Genomic DNA, 17,580 nt, shown 5'->3' with positions numbered 1-17,580 from the left:
CCAAGTTTGCGTGAATGAGGACAAGTGTTATGGGTAAGAATGTCGTCGTCCTGGGCACCCAGTGGGGTGATGAGGGCAAAGGCAAGATCGTCGATCTGCTGACCGAACATGCTGCCGCCGTCGTGCGTTACCAGGGTGGCCACAACGCGGGTCACACCCTGGTGATCGACGGTGAGAAGACCGTGTTGCACCTGATCCCCTCGGGTATCCTGCGTGAAGGCGTACAGTGCCTGATCGGCAACGGTGTCGTCGTGGCGCCGGACGCCCTGATGCGTGAAATCACCAAGCTGGAAGAGAAGGGCGTGCCGGTTCGCGAGCGCCTGCGCATCAGCCCGGCGGCACCGCTGATCCTGTCGTACCACGTGGCGCTGGACCAGGCCCGTGAGAAGGCCCGTGGCGAAGCCAAGATCGGCACCACCGGCCGTGGCATCGGCCCGGCCTACGAAGACAAGGTCGCCCGCCGCGGCCTGCGCGTCGGCGACCTGTTCCACCGCGAGCGTTTCGCCGCCAAGCTCGGTGAGCTGCTGGACTACCACAACTTCCAGCTGGTGAACTACTACAAAGAGCCGGCCATCGACTTCCAGCAGACCCTCGACGAGTGCATGGCCTACGCCGAGCAACTCAAGCCGATGATGCTCGATGTCACCGCCGAACTGCACAACCTGCGCCGCGCCGGCAAGGACATCATGTTCGAAGGCGCCCAGGGCTCGCTGCTGGACATCGACCACGGTACCTACCCGTACGTCACCAGCTCGAACACCACCGCCGGCGGCATCTCCACCGGTTCCGGCGTTGGCCCGATGTACCTGGACTACATCCTGGGTATCACCAAGGCCTACACCACCCGTGTCGGTTCCGGTCCGTTCCCGACCGAACTGTTCGACGAAACCGGCGCTACCCTGGCCAAGCGTGGCCACGAGTTCGGTTCCACCACCGGTCGTGCCCGTCGCTGCGGCTGGTTCGATGCCGTGATCCTGCGTCGCGCCATCGACGTCAACAGCATCTCGGGCATCTGCCTGACCAAGCTGGACGTGCTGGACGGCCTGGAAACCATCAACATCTGCGTGGGCTACAAGAACGAGAACGGCGCCGTGATCGACGCGCCTTCCGATGCCGACAGCTATATCGGCCTGGAGCCGGTGTACGAAGAGATGCCGGGCTGGAGCGAGTCGACCCTGGGCGTGAAAACCCTGGAGGAACTGCCGCAGGCTGCGCGCAACTACATCAAGCGCATCGAGGAGCTGGTCGGCGCCCCGATCGACATCATCTCCACCGGCCCGGACCGCAACGAGACCATCGTACTGCGTCATCCGTTCGCCTGATCTGCCTTCTGGCTGATCCAGCGCCGCATCCCTGAAAGGGGTTGCGGCGTTTTTGTTGGTAAGCGCCGTGGCTTGTTCGCGGGTAAACCCGCGCCTGCAGGTGACCCCGCTGCTAGACCTTGGCGTATTTCCCTCCTGCTTCAGGCACAACCCTTGCTGTAAGAAGGTTCTGTAGATGCCATCAAAGTAATGGCGCCAGAAACACGGGGGTTCAAACGTGTCTGCCATCCTCTCTCTGTTACGAAGCCGCCTGCTGCGGCCTGTTTTTGTTGCACTCGGTATCGCTCTTCTGGTGCAGGTCGTGGTCGCCGTCGTGCTGACCCGCAGCACCGTCACCGCGCTGGAAGCTGACCTGGGCGAACGCCTGGGGGCTGACAGCCGCAAGCTGGCAGGTGAACTGCAGCAGGCCGGGCAGGATGTGCGTGCCGGTCTCGACAGCCTCTCGGCCAGCACCCGGCAACGCCTGAGCGCAGGGCTTTCCACACGACTGCAGAGCGAACAGCAGCAGTTGCGCACCACCCTGGAGCAAAACCTCAAGGATTCGGCCAACGACATGGCCGAGTTGCTGGCATCGGTGGCGCCGCGGGCGATCTGGGACAACGACGTCCCTACGCTGTCGGACTTCGCCCGCCGCGCCCAGCGTAATCCCAACGTGCTGTTCGTGATCTACGACAACGCCGAGGGCGAGCATCTGACCCGCTACCTGAACCGACAGAACCCGATCAACCAGGCGCTGATGGAGAAGGGCCAGGGCGAGCGGGCGCTGGACAAGGTGCTGGACGCTGCGCGCCGCGATCCATCGGTGTATTTCGTCGAGGCGCCGATCAGCCCCAATGGGGCGCAGATCGGCAAGGTGCTCATGGGCGTCTCGACTGCTGCGGTGGATCAGGAGCTCAAAGCCCTCGACCAGCGTTTCGCTGCGCTGATCGCCAGTGGCGAGCAACTGGTGGGCGAGAGCCTTGGCGCTGCCGCGGCCGACAGCGGCAAGACCCTGCAGGCGCGCCTGGAAACGGCGCAGAACAGCGCCACCGCGATGCAGGACAACACGGCGCAGACCGTGCGCGAGGCTGCGGGCGAACTGCGCTGGCGCATTGGCGTCGGCCTGGTGCTGGTGGGCCTTGGCGTGCTACTGGTGGTGGCCGTGGTGCTGGGGCGGCGTGTGGTGAGCAAGCTGCGCCTGCTGATCGCCGCCCTCGACGACCTGGCGGCCGGGGAGGGCGACCTGACCAAGCGCGTAGCCCTCGACAGCCGCGACGAGATCGGTGACATGGCCTCGGCGGTCAACCGTTTCGTCGACAAGCTCCAGCCGATCGTGCGCGAAGCCGGTGAAGTGGCCCAGCGCACCGGTGTGGAGATCGGCACCATGGCCCAGCGCAATGCCGGCGCCGATGCGGCGGCGGCATTGCAGCGCGACGAGGTGGCGGCCAGCCTGCGCGACCTCTCGAGCATGGCCGACGAGGCCCAGGCCGAGAGCCATGCCATGCAGGCGGCGCTGCAGCAGGTTGTGGACATCCGCCAGGCTACCGACGAGAACAGCCGTGCCTCCACGCAACTGGCCAAGCTGATCGAAAAACTGGCCGGGGAGGTGGAGAGCGGTTCCCAGGTCATCGAGCGCCTGGCCAAGCAGAGCGAGCAGATCGAGGTGGTGCTGACGGTGATCCATGGCATCGCCGAGCAGACCAACTTGCTGGCACTCAACGCTGCCATCGAGGCGGCGCGGGCCGGCGAGACCGGGCGCGGCTTTGCGGTGGTGGCCGATGAGGTGCGGGCCCTGGCGAGCAAGACACAGAGCTCCACTGGCGATATCCAAGCGCATATCGTTGCCTTGCAGCAGGGGGCGAAAGAGGCTGTGGCCACCATCGGCCAGGCGGGACGCCAGGCCAGTGAAGGGCTGCTGGTGCTGCGCGACAACGAACGCCGCCAGCAGTCGGTACAGGCAGCGGTGGAGCAGGTGCATGCGGCCATCGGCCTGGCGACCCGCGCGGCGGAGCAGCAGGCCAGTGGCGCCCAGGCCGTGCGTGGCCGGGTCGAGAACATCCACGCCCAGGCCGAGCGCTCGGCCGAGGTGGTGATGCAGACCACGGCCAGCAGCAAGGTGCTGGACGATCTGGCGGCGCAGCTGAGGGCCAGCCTGGGGCAGTTCAGGGCATGATCCGGACGCAGCGAACGGCACCTGGGTAGCATGCCGCCAGACGGATGACATGCACGTATGATAAATACCGCGCCACGACATCCGTCGGTGTTGTGGCGAATTGACATCTCTCAATGTCAGTCTATTGCAGCGTCGCCAGCGTCGCGCTTTCGTGGCGTTGGCAAGGGAGTTACACCCTCATGGAGAGAACAATAAATGCAATGGATGGGCGACATGCTGTCGGCAGTTTATGGCGCGCGCGATGCACAGGCGCTGCTCGAAGAGGTCAAGGCCGCAGCGCATCAGCTGGGCTTCGATTACTGCGCATACGGTCTGCGCGCGCCGCTGCCGGTCACCAGACCGCGGATCGTCATGCTCAGCAACTACAACCGGTCATGGTGTGATCATTATCATGCCAGTGGCTATCTGTCTCGCGATCCAACGGTTCGCCACTGCCAGCGCTCGATGGAGCCCGTGGTCTGGGGAGACGACATATTCGTTGATACTCCCGAACTGTGGGACGAAGCGCGTCAAGCCGGGCTGCGCCACGGCTGGGCACAGTCTTGCCTGGAAACGCGCAACGGAAGCGGTATGTTGACCCTGGCGCGCTCCGGCGAAGCGATCAGCGAGCGTGAGTTGCGCGACCACGAAACACGAATGCGCTGGCTGGCGAATATTGCCCATCAGGGTTTCTCGCGACTGTTGTCCGATACCTGGCAGCCCCAGCCGCAGTCCCCACTGTCAGCGCGTGAGCGCGAAGTACTGCGCTGGGCTGCCGACGGCAAGACGCTCAACGAGGTCGCCGACATACTCGTCCTGTCGATCGAAACGGTGAAGTTCCACACCCGCAATGCGACGCTCAAGCTCGGCGCGGCCAACCGTACCGCAGCGGTAGCGCGTGCGGCGCTTCTGGGGCTGTTGGCCTAGTTGTCCGATGCACTACATGGCCGGGTGACCCTGCCAAATAGTGTAGTTTTGCTATCACGGCACTTCGAGTCGAATACGCGTCCTTTCCACATTGGTCGGAGGACGCGAAATGGAAATCGCCGTGGGTACACAGCAAGAGTTGGGGCGCGTGCGGCTCCGGCAGATGGACCGCTATCGTTATCGGGTATTCGTCGACACGCTGGGCTGGGACCTGGCCTGCGATCCAGGGTGCGAGCGTGACCAGTTCGACCACGATCAAACGTTGTATGTGCTTGCCCTCGATGAGCAGGAGCAGGTCATAGGCACGGCTCGCCTGCTGCCAACCAGCCACCGCTACCTGCTCTCGGAGGTTTTTCCCCAGTTGATGGGCGAACAGGCCTTGCCGTGTGATCCTCGCATCTGGGAGCTGTCGCGCTTTTCCGCCATGGATTTCGGCCAGGCCGGGGAAGCCACGACTGGCCAGTTCTCATCCATGATCGCCACGCAGTTGCTGGACGCCGTGTTGCGTTGTGCCGCCGCTCAAGGTGTTCAGCAGTTGATCACCGTCTCGCCACTGGGCATCGAGCGGCTGTTGCGCAGGGCTGGCTATGCTGCCCGTCGGGCGGGGGAACCGGTGCGGGTGGGCGAACATTGGCTGTTCGCCTGCTGGATCGATGTGCCGACGCAGACCTGCACATTTGGGGAGGTTACAGATGCCGCGGACTATCGTTCAATCCACCGCGCCGCATGAGGCCCCCGGCTTCACCCTGGATATCATCATTTGAAAGGACTCTTCCATGGACAACATTCTGGTCGTAATAGGTCACCCTGACTTGAGCAGCTCGCGGGCCAATGCCGCCATCGTCGAAGCCCTGCAAGGCAGCAATGTCACCCTGCACCCCCTGTCGGCGGCGCTGGGTGACAATGGCTACGATATCGCTGCCGAGCAGAAACTGCTGTGCGCCCATGATCGTATCGTGCTGTTGTTCCCGTTGTACTGGTACTCGTGCCCGGCGTTGATGAAACGCTGGATCGACGATGTCTTCACGCCCGGTTTCGCCTACGCGCGTGGTGGCGACAAGTTGCAGGACAAGGAATTCCTGGTGGTCACTACCGTCGGCGCGCCTGCTTCCGGTTACCGCGCGGGGGGCTTCAACCGCTTCACCCTCGACGAACTGTTGCGACCATTGCAGCAGACCGTCGCTTACGTGAAAGGGCATTACCTGCCGCCGATTGCATTGTTCGAGTCGGTTTTCGTCGCCGACGATCCGCTGGACGAGTCTGCGCGTGAGATCGCCAGCCTGATCACCAGTCGCCAGGAATCGCCCGACGAAGCCTACGAGAAGCTGCTGCTCAAGGCTGAGTTGGCGGCCATCGCCCTGCTTCAGCAGTGACGGGTGCACGCAGATGATGGCAACTGTCCTGAGGTCTGCTCCTGCGGATGTTCGGCTGGTCGCCCCGGCTGAACAGCTGGACTTCCTGCACTGCGCGGCAGCGCTGGTCGACGGGCGCGTCACTGCCTTGCAGGCATACTGCGCCATGACCGCGCACATCCCGGCATGGCTTGCTGCGGCTTTTCGGGTACGTGACTGGGTTTCTCGACGCTTCCGTGTCGCCGATATCCATGGCTTCACTGCGCGCACAGCCGAGCAAGTGCCAGCGGTGGGTGAGCGCCTCGACTTCTTCACGGTCGAGGCACTCGATGCCTACCGGCTGGTGCTCACCTCACGCGACACGCACCTGGCGGTCATGGTCTGTCTCGACCTCGCACCGGCAGGCGAGGGGGCGCAACGTTTGAGCGTGACCACCTCTGTCCAGCGGTACAACGCCTTTGGCCGGTTGTACATGATCCCGGTCGGGCCAGCCCATGGCCCCATCGTCAAGCGCATGCTGAAAAATGCCGTACGCGCCTTTCCCGTAAAACCCTCTTAGGTAATCAACATGGAACGTCAGTTACCCCTGACTCCACAGGTCCTGCACAAGGGCACAGTGGACGATGTACTGCTCTCGGGATTCGAGGATCTTCTGCCTGCCCGTTTGACTCTGGAAGAAACCGACTACCTGCTCCTACACCTTGATGAGCCTGGTTGCGCCGCGTTGAGCACCCTGTATCGCGACGACGAACAGGGCGGCCGCGTGCTGGCCAGCATTCCAGTGGTGCTCGAGCAGGAAGACTTCGAGGCTCTCGGCAGCTTCGAGATGAATGCCCAGGGCTATTACACTCTGCAGCAGGGCTGCTATCGGCTGTCGGCAGACTGGCTGCCGCGGCAGGTCGAGAGCTATCTGCAAAACCGCTTCCGGTTACCGGTTGCCGACCCGGTACTGGTCGCTCATCTGGCTGACAGACTGCACGCATTACCGGGTTGGACGCGCGCCAACCTGTCGTCCTATGCCTTGATGAACGACACCAAGAACTATTTTTTCTACAACAAACCCCATGAGCATGTGCCTGGCCTGATGCTCATCGAAGTGGCTCGCCAGGCGATGTACCACTATTTCTACAGTCACTCGGGCTACCGTCGCGGAGATGTCTCGATTTCCATCGAAGACCTGTCCGTTTCCTTCAACAATTACACCGAGTCCACCTATGCGGTGGAGGTCGTGGTGCAGCACAGCGCAGGGCAAAAGCGCATCCAGCCGCGGACAGTGGACAAGACCGCGATGTTCTTCCAGAACGGCAGCCTGGTTACCACCCTGCGCCTGCGCGGCAGTGCGATCAAGATGCCACTGTTCAAGCGCATGCGGACGGTCAATTTCCCGGAAACGCACTGGTTTGCGCCGTCCGATCGCATCCTGCCGCACGTCTTGCTGAGCACGGCGCAAGGCACGGCGGTGCAAGGGCGGCTCGAGCATGTGTCGCTGCGCGCTGTGCGATTCCGAGTGGGGGAGCAGGCGCCTGCCCCGGACGTGGTGCAGTTGTCCATTCACGTAAGGGACATCGGCTTTCTGAGCGTGCCGATCGCCGAGTGCCGGCCGTCACAGCAGCCTGGCGTGCTCCTGGCAGTGTTTGCCAGGCTTGATCGCGCCACCTTGTCGACGCTCAAGGAAGTGATCAAATGCCATTGTTTCCACCAACCCTTGAAGGAGTTGGCGGTTGGCTCGCAGGCCAGCAACGATGCCCAGGGTACTTCCTGTAACGATCGGCAGAGCGGGTGATCGCGGTGGCTTCGGGATATCCGCTGACCCGTCAGCCGATCACGCTTGGACGGGACCTGACGCTGAAGAACCGCGTGTACTTCGCGCCCATGGGTATCGACCTGGGGCGCGAAGGCTGTCTGACACCGCAGATGCTCGATTTCTACAAGGGCATCATCGAGGGTGGCTGTGCCATGGTGGTGCTGGCGAACTCGGCGGTCGATGCATCTACACGACTGCACGAAGGCGGGTTGTGCCTTTACAACCAGCAGCATGTCCGGCATCTGGCGCCGCTGATCTCCTATGGGCAGGAGCATGCCTGCCCTGTGGTCGTGCAACTGCAGCACTACGGCAGTCAGGGCAACCTGGCGCGCAGCGGTGGCGTGCTGCTTGCCCCCAGCCGCGCAACCGGCGCGCGAAGCCGACGCGGCCTGAAGGTCATGACCCACGAGGATGCCCGCAGCGTCTGCGCCCAGTTCGCCAATGCCGCTCGCCTGGCACAGCAGGCCGGTGCGCGCATGGTCCAGTTGCAGGCCTCCAACGGCTATCTGCTCAGCAGCTTTCTCTCGCCCTACAGCAATCGGCGTACGGACCGTTACGGCGGCTCGCCGCTGCGCCGCGCGCGGCTGCTGCTGGAGGTCATGGATGCGATCGTCGAGGCCACCCAGGGTGGTATCGACATTTCCGTACGCCTGGGCATCGATGATTGCCTGGGGGACAAGGGCCAGCAGCCAGCATTGCTCGAAGCGGTGATTCCGGCGCTGGAACGTGCAGGTGCCGCCGCGTTGATGTGCTCGGCGGCGATAAAGGAAACCTTCCATTACATGCTGCGCGCCGATCCTCGGGTCCACGCCATGCTGGTTCATGGGGTCAAGCACATTCGCGAGCTGACCTCGCTGCCGGTCGGTTTCGCCGGTTTCACCGGATCACTGGCCCAGGCCGAGGCGTTGCTCGAGCTGGGCGTCACCGATCTGGTGGGCATGAGCCGTGCACTGTTCGCCGACAACGATCTGGTGAACAAGTCATTGCAGGGCAAGCCGGGAAGCGTCAATGCCTGTCGCTTCGACGGCAACTGTTTCCGTGACAAGAGCAATCCCCTGCTGGACCGTGTGTACTGCTGCGTCAACCAGCGCTACAAGCGGCCGGCATCTATCCGATACGACTAAGGAGAGTCCAGATGCAGTTTCAGGGAAAGACCATCGTGGTCACCGGTGGCAGCAGTGGCATCGGCCTGGGCATCGCCCAGCGGTTGATCGAGGAAGGCGCGCGCGTGACCGTGCTCGGCCGCAGCCTGGAAAAGGGGCGGGCTGCGCTTGAGCAACTGGGGGCGCAGGCCAGCTTCATCCCGTGCGACGTGTCCGAGCCTGGCGCCGTGTGTGATGCCTTCGCCGAGATCGAGGAACGCTTCGGTGGGCTGGACCATGCCGTCAACGCAGCGGGCATCACGGCACCCTACGCGCAGGTGGCCGATCTTCAGGTCCAGGACTGGGAGCGAGTGGTGCGAATCAACCTTAACGGCCCCCTGTACTGCCTGCAGCACGAGTTGCGCTTGATTGCCTCGAAGGCCGGTGGGTCGATTGTCAACCTGTCCTCGTGCGCGGGCGTCATGGCCATGCCCAACCAGGCGGCCTATGTGGCCAGCAAGGCAGGGCTCAATGCCCTGACCCAGGTGGTGGCGATGGAGAATGCCTGCGACCGTGATGGGCGCTTTGCGGTACGCGTCAACGCGGTAGCCCCCGGCCCGATCCTGGGCGGTATGAATTCTGCGCAGCGTCTTGCGGACAATCCTGCGGGCACCGCTCGCAAGATCAACGCCACTGTGATGAAACGCTTCGGCGAAGCGCACGAGGTGGCGGCGGCGGTGCTGTTCCTGCTTGGCGAGGGCGCCAGCTACGTGACCGGCAGCGTACTGAGCGTCGATGGTGGTTATCACATCGGCAAGTTCGAGTGAGGCACTGATGGCACACATCTTCATAACCGGCGTCAGTTCGGGCATCGGCCTGGCACTGGCCGACCTTCATCTCGAGCGGGGCGATGAGGTCTGGGGCATTTCACGACGCACGCCCGAGGCGCTGGTGAAGCATCCCCGCATGCATTTTCGCGCGCTTGACCTGTGTGCAGGAGAGTTCGCCCAGCCTGTCCTGCAGGCCTTCATTGGCGAGACGCTGTTCGAAACCGCCTACCTCAACGCCGGGACATTCGGCGCGGCGCCCGAACGTGCGAACAATACGCCGGTGGATTCCTTCCGCTCTGTGCTGGAGCTCAATCTGGTGGCAGTGAAATGGGTGCTGGACCTGCTGCTGTGTCGCCAGGCTTCGGTACGCCAGGTGGTGTTCTCGGCCTCGGTTTCGGGTATTCGCCAACGTGCGGGCATGCTGTCCTATAGCGTCTCTAAGGCTGCGCTCAACGCCCTGGCCAAGGTCTATCAGCTGGAAAACCCCGAGGTGTTCTTCGCCGTGCTGGGCTTGTGCAATGTCGACACAACCGTTGCACACACCATCCTGCAGGCCGACGAGCGCTTTCCCGAACTGGTGGCCCTGCGCGAGCGTTCCACGCAGCCGGGGTACATCGTCAGTGCGCAGCAGCGCGCTGCACAGATAGTCGATCTGCTTGGCAGGCGCCACGCTATCGCTCTGCAATCAGGTCAATTCTACGAAGTCAGACAGCTTCTCGAACGCATGCACATGGAGGTTTTCCAATGAATCAATCCCGTTACGCGACCATCGTCCGGGTCGGTGCGATCTACGACATCGTCGCCACCCTGCCATTTGCCATTCCGTTGCTCAGTGCCTGGGCCCTGCAGCTGTTTGCCGGGCTCGATGCATCGCTTGGGCTGGGCAGCGTCTTCAGCCCCCTGGACCCCACTTCGATGTTCTTCATCAACCTCGGTGCACTGGCCTATGTCATCTGGGGTGTGGCGCGCTTGCGCGAGCCGTCGGTGAGCAATGGTCGGCTCGATGCACTGCTGCGGCTGCTGGTGGTGGCGCTGCAGATGGTAGCGTTGAGCCAGGGTGCTACGCCGATACTCTGGGCGCTGGCGGTGATTCTGCTGGCCTTTGCGGTATTGCAGTTGCGCAGGCCGAGCGCAGCCGCCGGGGAGGCGTCTGCCAGACCCGTAGCGGGGTATTGAAAGGCCAGGCGCGGGCATCCTGCGCCGGCCTTGATCCTACGCCTTGTTCAGGTACATCCGCGTGGTCAGCAGGTACACCGGCAACCCGGATACCAGGATCAACAGCGCAGCATAAGGCGCTGCCGCTGCGAACTCGACGTTGGCAGTGTGCGCCCAGACCTCGGTGGCCAGGGTGGTCATGCCGGTGGGGCTGAGCAGCAGGGTTGCGGTCAGCTCCTTCATGGCATCCAGGAACACCAGGGCGAATGCCGCTGCCAGCGCCGGGAAGATGATCGGCAGGGTGACCCGGCAGAACGCCGCGAAGCTGCTCGCACCAAGGGTACGCGCAGCTTCCTCGAGTGTCGGCGAGGCCTTGTTCAGTGCCGTGCGCACCGGCGACTGGGCCAGCGGCAGGAACAGCAGGGCATAGGCCAGGATCAGCAATGCCGTGGTCTGGTACAGCGCCGGCACGTAGTGCAGGGCGAAGAACACCAGGGTCAGGGCGATCACCAGGCCGGGCAGTGCGTGCAGCAGATAGGGCAGGCGCTCGGCCCAGATCGCCAGGCGCCCTTTGTAGCGCACCACCAGGAAGCTGATCGGCAGGGCCAGCACCACACAGAAACCGGCACCGCCCAGCGACACCGACAGCGACGTCAGCAACGCCTTGCCGATCGCCGCCACCGGGAAGGCTGCCGACGAGCCGACGCTCAACCAGTAACCGAGCATGGCCAGCGGGATGCCGCTGCCGAGCACGGCGAGCCCCAGGCAGAACAGTTGCGCCGGGACGCTCCAGTGCTTGAGCTGCAACGGCTGCGCGCGGCGTGCCACACCTTGGCCGATACGCACGTGGCGGGCCTTGCCGCGCACGCGCAGTTCCAGCCAGAGCATCACCAGGCACAGCGCAAGCAGTACCGCCGAGAGCATCGCGGCGTTGGCGTTGCTGAATTCCAGTTCGAATTGCTGGTAGATCGCCGTGGTGAAGGTCTGCAGGCCGAGGATCGACAGTGCGCCGAATTCCACCAGAATGTGCAGGGCGATCAGTAGCGCCCCGCCGAGCATGGCCGGCCACAGCAGTGGCAGGGTAACCTTGAGGAACACGCCCCGGCGGCTGCAGCCGAGGGTGCGCGCGGATTCCTCCAGCGAGGTGTCGAGGTTGCGCAGCGTCGCGGCCACTGGCAGGAACACCAGCGGATACTTCGACAGCGCCATGACCAGGATCGCCCCGCCCAGGCCTTCGAAGTCGGAACTCAGCGACACCCAGGTAAAGCTGCTGACGAACGAGGGCACGGCAAAGGGCAGGCACAGCACCACGCCCCACAGGCGGCGACCGCGCAGGTCGCTGCGTTCGAGCAACCAGGCCAGGGCCAGGCCAACCACCATGCAGACCAGCGTGACCCCGGCCATCAGCATCAGCGTATTGCGCAGCAGGCCCCAGACGAACGGGCGCCAGAGCAGGCGCAGAGCTTCATGCCAGCCGGCCTCCCAGGCCTTGATGGCGACGTACAGCAATGGCAACAGGCTCATCGCCACCAGGAACAGCACGGGCAGCACCACCCACACGGAAGGGCGCTTGCGGCGCGGCACGAAGCGTACCAGGGCCGGATCGGGCACGGCGGCAGTCATCAGAGCAGACCGACCTCACGTTCCAGCTCGATCGCTTCCTCGGCATTGCCAAGGTCGGCCGGGCTGATCTTCGGCGGGCGCAGTTCCTCGAACGGCTTCAGGCCGCGGTCGGACACCATGCCCTTGTGCAGAGGGTACTCGGCGGTGGTCTGGGTGATCACGCGCTGGCCTTCTTCGCTGGCCATCCAGTTGAGCAGGGCCTGGGCTTCCTTGGGATGCTTGCTGGCCTTGACGGCACCTGCCCCGGAAATGGTCACCAGGTTGCCGGCGTCACCGTCGGCCAGGTAGTAGAGCCGGGAGTCGAGCTTGCCGCGCTCGCGCTCGAGGGCGTACCAGTAATAGTTGTTCACCAGCACGGCGGCGACTTCGCCTTTTTCCACGGCCTTGAGCGCGACCATGTTGTTGGTGTAGGTCTTGCCGAAGGCCTTGAGGCCGGTCAGCCATTCTTCGGTGGCTTCGCGCCCGTGCATCTTGAGGATGGCCACGGCCTGCTCCTGGAAGGCGCCGCTGGTCGGTACATAGCCGACGCGGCCGTCCCACTCGGGGTCGGCGAAGTCCATGACGGTGGTGGGCAGGTCTTTCTCGTCGATCTTCTTCGGGTTGTACACCACCACGCGGGTGCGTGCGGTCACGCCCATCCAGGTGCCGTTGGCGGCGACGTATTCCTTGGGCAGCATGTCGAGGGTGGCGTCGTCGATCTTCGCCAGCAGGCCCAGTTCGCCGAGGTTGTTCAGCGGCGGGGATTCCTCGGTGTAGATGATGTCGGCGGGAGAGCGTGCGCCTTCCTCGATGATCTGGCTGGCCAGCTGGTTGCTGCTGCCCTTGCGGATATTGATGTGGATACCGGTCTTGGCCTCGTAGGCCTTGGCGATGGCTTCGCCGATTTCCTTGTGCTGGCCGTTGTACATGGTCAGCGTGACCGGTGCGTCTGCCAGGGCGGCCGGTGCACCGATCACCAGGCCCAGGACAGCGGCGGCCAGGGTGCGCATCAGCGGTTGCGGGCGGATCGTCATGCGGGTACTTCCTCGCTTACGGCTACATATTTCGAAACAATGGTAAACGAAATCGTTTCTCAAGTGGCCGTATGAGGGGAAATTGTCAGGGGGGGATTGCGCTGGGGCAGGGCGGGGCAAAAAACGCAGGCAAGAAAAAACCCACTAGCAAGCTAGTGGGTTTTTATATGGTGCCCAGGAGAAGACTCGAACTTCCACGACCGTTAAGTCACTGATACCTGAAACCAGCGCGTCTACCAATTCCGCCACCTGGGCAAAGCTTTTGCATCTACAGCATGAAACTTGAATCGTGTTGCTGAATGACAGAAAAACCTGCTATCTATCACTCGAAATGTTTGGTGCCCAGGAGAAGACTCGAACTTCCACGACCGTTAAGTCACTGATACCTGAAACCAGCGCGTCTACCAATTCCGCCACCTGGGCACACATTTTGTCGAGGTCACATGATGCTTTACATCAGGTTTCATCTCAACTACAACGTCGGCTGTCCGTCGTTGTGGTGCGCACTATACGGATGCCCCCGGAGGCTGTAAAGCCCCGGATCGAAAAAAATTTCAAAAAATTCAAGTTGTTGATTCCAGTGACCTATTGCCGCTGTCGGGGTGACCCGCAGGGGCTGTCCAAGGCAAGCATTTCCGGTTTCAATACGCCTATGCCAGAATTCCTATCTATATACCCCAAGGTGAACCCCTTCTGATGGCCGATTGGCAATCCCTCGATCCCGAGGCCGCTCGCGAAGCGGAAAAATACGAGAATCCCATCCCCAGCCGTGAGCTGATCCTGCAGCGCCTTGCCGACCGTGGCGAACCCGCCGCGCGCGAGGAGCTGGCGGCAGAGTTCGGTCTGTACGAAGAAGACCAGATCGAAGCCCTGCGCCGCCGCCTGCGAGCCATGGAGCGTGATGGCCAGCTTATCTATACCCGGCGCGGCACCTATGCCCCGGTAGACAAGCTCGACCTGATCTGCGGCCGCGTTTCCGGCCACCGCGACGGCTTCGGCTTCCTGATCCCCGACGACGGCAGCGAAGACCTGTTCCTCAGCCCGGCGCAGATGCGCCTGGTGTTCGACGGTGACCGTGGCCTGGCCCGCGTGTCCGGGGTCGACCGCCGTGGCCGCCGCGAAGGCGTGCTGGTCGAAGTCATTTCCCGCGCCCATGAAAGCGTGGTCGGCCGCTACTTCGAAGAAGGCGGCATCGGCTACGTGACCCCCGACAACCCGAAGATCCAGCAGGAAGTGCTGGTGACCGCGGGGCGCAACGGCGGCGCCAAGATCGGCCAGTTCGTCGAGATCAAGATCACCCACTGGCCGACCCCGCGCTTCCAGCCGCAGGGTGATGTGGTCGAGGTGATCGGCAACTACATGGCGCCGGGCATGGAGATCGATGTCGCCCTGCGCAGCTACGACATTCCTCACGTCTGGCCCAATGACGTGATCAAGGAAGCGCGCAAGTTCCGCTCCGAAGTCGAAGAGAAGGACAAGGAAAAGCGCATCGACCTGCGCCACCTGCCGTTCGTCACCATCGATGGCGAGGACGCCCGCGACTTCGACGACGCGGTCTACTGCGAACCGCTGGGCAAGCTGCGCCTGTTCTCCGGCGGCTGGCGCCTGTATGTGGCGATCGCCGACGTTTCCAGCTACGTGCGCCTGGGTTCGGCCCTGGACGTCGAGGCCCAACAGCGCGGCAACTCGGTGTACTTCCCCGAGCGCGTGATCCCGATGCTGCCGGAGGAACTGTCCAACGGCCTGTGCTCGTTGAACCCGCACGTCGATCGCCTGGCCATGGTCTGCGAGATGACCATCAACAAGGCCGGCCAGATGGTCGACTACCAGTTCTACGAGGGCGTGATTCACTCCCATGCCCGCCTGACCTACAACAAGGTCAGCAGCATGCTCGAGCACTCGCGCACCCGCGAAGGCAAGGCCCTGCGCGAGGAGTACAGCGCGGTCCTGCCGGATCTCAAGCACCTCTATGCGCTGTACAAGGTGCTGGTCGATGCCCGTCACACTCGCGGTGCGATCGATTTCGAAACCCAGGAAACCCGGATCATCTTCGGCGAAGACCGCAAGATCGACGAAATTCGTCCGACCGTGCGCAACGACGCCCACAAGCTGATCGAGGAATGCATGCTGGCGGCCAACGTCGCCACTGCCGAGTTCCTGCAAAAGCACAACGTGCCGTCGCTGTACCGTGTGCACGACGGTCCGCCGCCGGAGCGCCTGGAAAAACTGCGCGCCTTCCTCGGTGAGCTGGGCCTGTCGCTGCACAAGGGCAAGGATCCGTCGCCGAAGGACTACCAGGCCCTGCTGGCGAGCATCGCCGGGCGCCCAGACTTCCACCTGATCCAGACCGTCATGCTGCGCTCGCTGAGCCAGGCGGTGTACAGCGTCGAGAACAACGGTCACTTCGGCCTGAACTACGAAGCCTACACCCACTTCACCTCGCCGATCCGCCGTTACCCGGACCTGCTGGTGCACCGGGCCATCCGCAGCGTGATCCGCTCGAAGATCGACACCCCGCACGTCAAGCGTGCCGGTGCGATGAGCATTCCCAAGGCGCGGATCTACCCGTACGACGAGAACAGCCTCGAGCAGATGGGCGAGCAGTGCTCGATGACCGAGCGGCGCGCCGACGAAGCCACGCGCGACGTGGTCAACTGGCTCAAGTGCGAGTACATGCGCGATCGCGTCGGCGAAACCTTCCCGGGTGTGATCACCGCAGTGACCGGTTTCGGCCTGTTCATCGAGCTGACCGACATCTACGTCGAGGGCCTGGTGCACGTCAGCGCGCTGCCGGGCGACTACTACCACTTCGATCCTGTGCACCACCGCCTGGCCGGTGAGCGCACCGGTCGCAGCTTCCGCCTGGGTGACAGCATCGAGGTGAAGGTGATGCGCGTCGACCTCGAGCAGCGCAAGATCGACTTCGAACTGTCCGAAGCTGCGATCAAGGCGCCGGGTGGTCGCAAGCCGCGCAGCGAATCGGCTGACGCCGGCAAGCCCGCTGCCGCCAAGGGCGCGGCGGTCAAGTCCGAGTCGGCGCCGGTCGGCGAGGCGAAGATTTCGCCCAAGCCGCGCAGCCGCAAGAGCGAAGCATCCGAGGCCTACTTCCCGAAAGACGCCGTGCAGCGCAACGCCGAGGTACGCAAGAGCCGTGAGATGAAGAAGGCGCTGATGGGTGATGCCCGCCAGGCAAACGCCAGCGGCAAGGCGGAAAAGGGCAGCAAGTCATCGGGCAAGACCAAGCATCGCAAGGGGCCGTCGAAGTCCGGCGCGCCACGCAAGGGCAAGAGCGGCAAGTCATGAGTCAGCTGGAAAAGATCTACGGCGTCCACGCCGTGCAGGCGTTGTTGCAGCACCATCCCAAGCGGGTCAAGCAGATCTGGTTGTCCGAAGGGCGCAGTGAGCCACGCCTGCAGACCCTGCTGGCGCTGGCTGCGGAGAACCGCGTGGCGGTCGGCCAGGCCGAGCGCCGCGAGCTCGATGCCTGGGTCGAGGGCGTGCACCAGGGCGTGGTTGCCGAGGTGAGCCCGAGCCAGGTATGGGGCGAAGCGATGCTCGAGGAGTTGCTCGAACGCACCGAGACGCCGCCGCTGATCCTGGTGCTCGACGGTGTGACCGACCCGCACAACCTCGGCGCCTGCCTGCGCACCGCCGATGCTGCGGGTGCCACGGCCGTGGTGATCCCCAAGGACAAGTCGGCCACGCTCACCGGCGTGGTGCGCAAGGTTGCCTGCGGCGCCGCCGAGGTGATCCCCCTGGTCGCCGTGACCAACCTGTCGCGCACCCTGGAGAAACTCCAGCAGCGCGGCCTGTGGGTGGTCGGCACTGCCGGCGAGGCCGAGCAGGAAATCTACCAGCAGGACCTGACCGGCCCCCTGGTGATGATCATGGGTGCCGAAGGCAAGGGCATGCGCCGCCTGACCCGTGAGCATTGCGACTTCCTGGTGAAGCTGCCGATGGCCGGTAGCGTCAGCAGCCTGAACGTCTCGGTCGCGACCGGGGTGTGCCTGTTCGAGGCGGTGAGGCAGCGTCAGGCCAAGCGTTGAGAGCCTGAAGCGGCGGTGTTCCTTTTGCGGGCAAGCCCGCTCCCACGGGGCCTGTGCAGGTCTGTAGGAGCGGGCTTGCCCGCGAAAGAGTCACCGTCGCTCTCACATACCCCACCAATATGTTTCCGGCTGTTCAAATAATCGCCAATCGCCTTGCTTGTCCGACCGGCCTTCTCTACAATTGCGCCCCTTGCCGGGCTGGCAGGCGCGCATGTGCCTCCTCTCAGGCAAGACATACAGTGTCATTCACTCCTTGTCTGACCAGATTCGCTGGCAGACTACTAACCCGTAAGGA

General features: G+C 63.6%; 14 protein-coding genes, 2 tRNA genes and 2 pseudogenes. 14 read left to right on the top strand and 4 right to left on the bottom strand.

The genetic code is table 11. The annotated features are described in order from the left end of the window. Positions 1 to 29: 29 nt before the first annotated feature. From AC1TXO_RS24130 to AC1TXO_RS24075, 12 genes and pseudogenes are all read left to right on the top strand, one after another. Entirely contained in the window at positions 30 to 1,322 is a 1,293-nt protein-coding gene (locus AC1TXO_RS24130) for an adenylosuccinate synthase (protein ID WP_486404050.1), read from the top strand. 553 nt (positions 1,323 to 1,875) lie between these two features. Next, positions 1,876 to 2,568 (top strand): annotated as a pseudogene (locus AC1TXO_RS24125) (methyl-accepting chemotaxis protein); the annotation flags it as partial. A gap of 390 nt (positions 2,569 to 2,958) precedes the next feature. Next, positions 2,959 to 3,474 (top strand): annotated as a pseudogene (locus AC1TXO_RS24120) (methyl-accepting chemotaxis protein); the annotation flags it as partial. A 195-nt stretch (positions 3,475 to 3,669) separates the two neighbouring features. Then, positions 3,670 to 4,380 carry an autoinducer binding domain-containing protein gene (locus AC1TXO_RS24115; RefSeq protein WP_486404049.1) on the top strand — a complete coding sequence of 237 codons (711 nt, stop codon included), beginning with the start codon at positions 3,670 to 3,672 and terminating at the stop codon, positions 4,378 to 4,380. Positions 4,381 to 4,489: 109 nt separating this feature from the next. Then, positions 4,490 to 5,110 carry an acyl-homoserine-lactone synthase gene (locus tag AC1TXO_RS24110; protein WP_486404048.1) on the top strand — a complete coding sequence of 207 codons (621 nt, stop codon included), beginning with the start codon at positions 4,490 to 4,492 and terminating at the stop codon, positions 5,108 to 5,110. Positions 5,111 to 5,156: 46 nt separating this feature from the next. Then, positions 5,157 to 5,753 carry an NAD(P)H-dependent oxidoreductase gene (locus AC1TXO_RS24105; protein WP_486404047.1) on the top strand — a complete coding sequence of 199 codons (597 nt, stop codon included), beginning with the start codon at positions 5,157 to 5,159 and terminating at the stop codon, positions 5,751 to 5,753. A 16-nt stretch (positions 5,754 to 5,769) separates the two neighbouring features. Next, a complete protein-coding gene (locus tag AC1TXO_RS24100) occupies positions 5,770 to 6,291 on the top strand; it encodes a DUF2867 domain-containing protein (protein ID WP_486406899.1) in 522 nt (173 codons plus the stop codon). Between the two features lie 9 nt (positions 6,292 to 6,300). Then, on the top strand, positions 6,301 to 7,515 hold the full coding sequence (locus tag AC1TXO_RS24095; RefSeq protein WP_486404046.1) for an AfsA-related hotdog domain-containing protein: 1,215 nt from the start codon (positions 6,301 to 6,303) through the stop codon (positions 7,513 to 7,515). Positions 7,516 to 7,520: 5 nt separating this feature from the next. Then, positions 7,521 to 8,660 (top strand): NADH:flavin oxidoreductase, encoded by a 1,140-nt coding sequence (locus AC1TXO_RS24090; RefSeq protein ID WP_486404045.1) that lies wholly within the window; start codon positions 7,521 to 7,523, stop codon positions 8,658 to 8,660. An 11-nt stretch (positions 8,661 to 8,671) separates the two neighbouring features. Beyond that, positions 8,672 to 9,445, top strand: coding sequence for an SDR family NAD(P)-dependent oxidoreductase (locus tag AC1TXO_RS24085; protein ID WP_486404044.1), 774 nt, complete (start codon positions 8,672 to 8,674; stop codon positions 9,443 to 9,445). Positions 9,446 to 9,452: 7 nt separating this feature from the next. After that, complete coding sequence (locus AC1TXO_RS24080) at positions 9,453 to 10,196, top strand: SDR family NAD(P)-dependent oxidoreductase (RefSeq protein WP_486404043.1); 744 nt, start codon at positions 9,453 to 9,455, stop codon at positions 10,194 to 10,196. Next, a complete protein-coding gene (locus AC1TXO_RS24075; RefSeq protein ID WP_486404042.1) occupies positions 10,193 to 10,624 on the top strand; it encodes a hypothetical protein in 432 nt (143 codons plus the stop codon). The genes AC1TXO_RS24080 and AC1TXO_RS24075 overlap by 4 nt, the downstream gene beginning before the upstream one ends. 36 nt (positions 10,625 to 10,660) lie before the next feature. On the opposite strand, the gene AC1TXO_RS24070 is transcribed toward AC1TXO_RS24075, so the two are convergent. The 4 genes from AC1TXO_RS24070 to AC1TXO_RS24055 all read right to left on the bottom strand — a co-directional run bounded on the left by AC1TXO_RS24070 (position 10,661) and on the right by AC1TXO_RS24055 (position 13,662). Then, positions 10,661 to 12,226: an ABC transporter permease gene (locus AC1TXO_RS24070; protein ID WP_486404041.1), complete on the bottom strand. Its 1,566-nt coding sequence runs from the start codon at positions 12,224 to 12,226 to the stop codon at positions 10,661 to 10,663. Beyond that, positions 12,226 to 13,239: an extracellular solute-binding protein gene (locus AC1TXO_RS24065; RefSeq protein ID WP_486404040.1), complete on the bottom strand. Its 1,014-nt coding sequence runs from the start codon at positions 13,237 to 13,239 to the stop codon at positions 12,226 to 12,228. The genes AC1TXO_RS24070 and AC1TXO_RS24065 overlap by 1 nt, the downstream gene beginning before the upstream one ends. A gap of 168 nt (positions 13,240 to 13,407) precedes the next feature. Next, positions 13,408 to 13,494: transfer RNA gene (locus tag AC1TXO_RS24060), tRNA-Leu, on the bottom strand. Between the two features lie 81 nt (positions 13,495 to 13,575). After that, positions 13,576 to 13,662, bottom strand: a tRNA-Leu gene (locus AC1TXO_RS24055). Between the two features lie 273 nt (positions 13,663 to 13,935). Between AC1TXO_RS24055 and rnr the strand changes: the two genes are divergently transcribed. Further along, on the top strand, positions 13,936 to 16,542 hold the full coding sequence (gene rnr / locus AC1TXO_RS24050) for a ribonuclease R (RefSeq protein ID WP_486404039.1): 2,607 nt from the start codon (positions 13,936 to 13,938) through the stop codon (positions 16,540 to 16,542). Next, positions 16,539 to 17,285, top strand: a complete 747-nt coding sequence (gene rlmB / locus AC1TXO_RS24045; protein WP_486404038.1) for a 23S rRNA (guanosine(2251)-2'-O)-methyltransferase RlmB — start codon at positions 16,539 to 16,541, stop codon at positions 17,283 to 17,285. The genes rnr and rlmB overlap by 4 nt, the downstream gene beginning before the upstream one ends. Positions 17,286 to 17,580: the final 295 nt, after the last annotated feature.

It is taken from the genome of Pseudomonas sp. FA117 (assembly GCF_057370475.1).
This window is presented reverse-complemented; position numbering and strand designations above follow the sequence as displayed.

Coding starts and splice junctions, on each gene's coding strand:
- AC1TXO_RS24130 (WP_486404050.1), top strand. CDS start 30: ATGGGTAAGAATGTCGTCGTCCTGGGCACCCAGTGGGGTGATGAGGGC.
- AC1TXO_RS24115 (WP_486404049.1), top strand. CDS start 3,670: ATGCAATGGATGGGCGACATGCTGTCGGCAGTTTATGGCGCGCGCGAT.
- AC1TXO_RS24110 (WP_486404048.1), top strand. CDS start 4,490: ATGGAAATCGCCGTGGGTACACAGCAAGAGTTGGGGCGCGTGCGGCTC.
- AC1TXO_RS24105 (WP_486404047.1), top strand. CDS start 5,157: ATGGACAACATTCTGGTCGTAATAGGTCACCCTGACTTGAGCAGCTCG.
- AC1TXO_RS24100 (WP_486406899.1), top strand. CDS start 5,770: ATGGCAACTGTCCTGAGGTCTGCTCCTGCGGATGTTCGGCTGGTCGCC.
- AC1TXO_RS24095 (WP_486404046.1), top strand. CDS start 6,301: ATGGAACGTCAGTTACCCCTGACTCCACAGGTCCTGCACAAGGGCACA.
- AC1TXO_RS24085 (WP_486404044.1), top strand. CDS start 8,672: ATGCAGTTTCAGGGAAAGACCATCGTGGTCACCGGTGGCAGCAGTGGC.
- AC1TXO_RS24080 (WP_486404043.1), top strand. CDS start 9,453: ATGGCACACATCTTCATAACCGGCGTCAGTTCGGGCATCGGCCTGGCA.
- AC1TXO_RS24075 (WP_486404042.1), top strand. CDS start 10,193: ATGAATCAATCCCGTTACGCGACCATCGTCCGGGTCGGTGCGATCTAC.
- AC1TXO_RS24070 (WP_486404041.1), bottom strand. CDS start 12,226: ATGACTGCCGCCGTGCCCGATCCGGCCCTGGTACGCTTCGTGCCGCGC.
- AC1TXO_RS24065 (WP_486404040.1), bottom strand. CDS start 13,239: ATGACGATCCGCCCGCAACCGCTGATGCGCACCCTGGCCGCCGCTGTC.
- rnr (WP_486404039.1), top strand. CDS start 13,936: ATGGCCGATTGGCAATCCCTCGATCCCGAGGCCGCTCGCGAAGCGGAA.
- rlmB (WP_486404038.1), top strand. CDS start 16,539: ATGAGTCAGCTGGAAAAGATCTACGGCGTCCACGCCGTGCAGGCGTTG.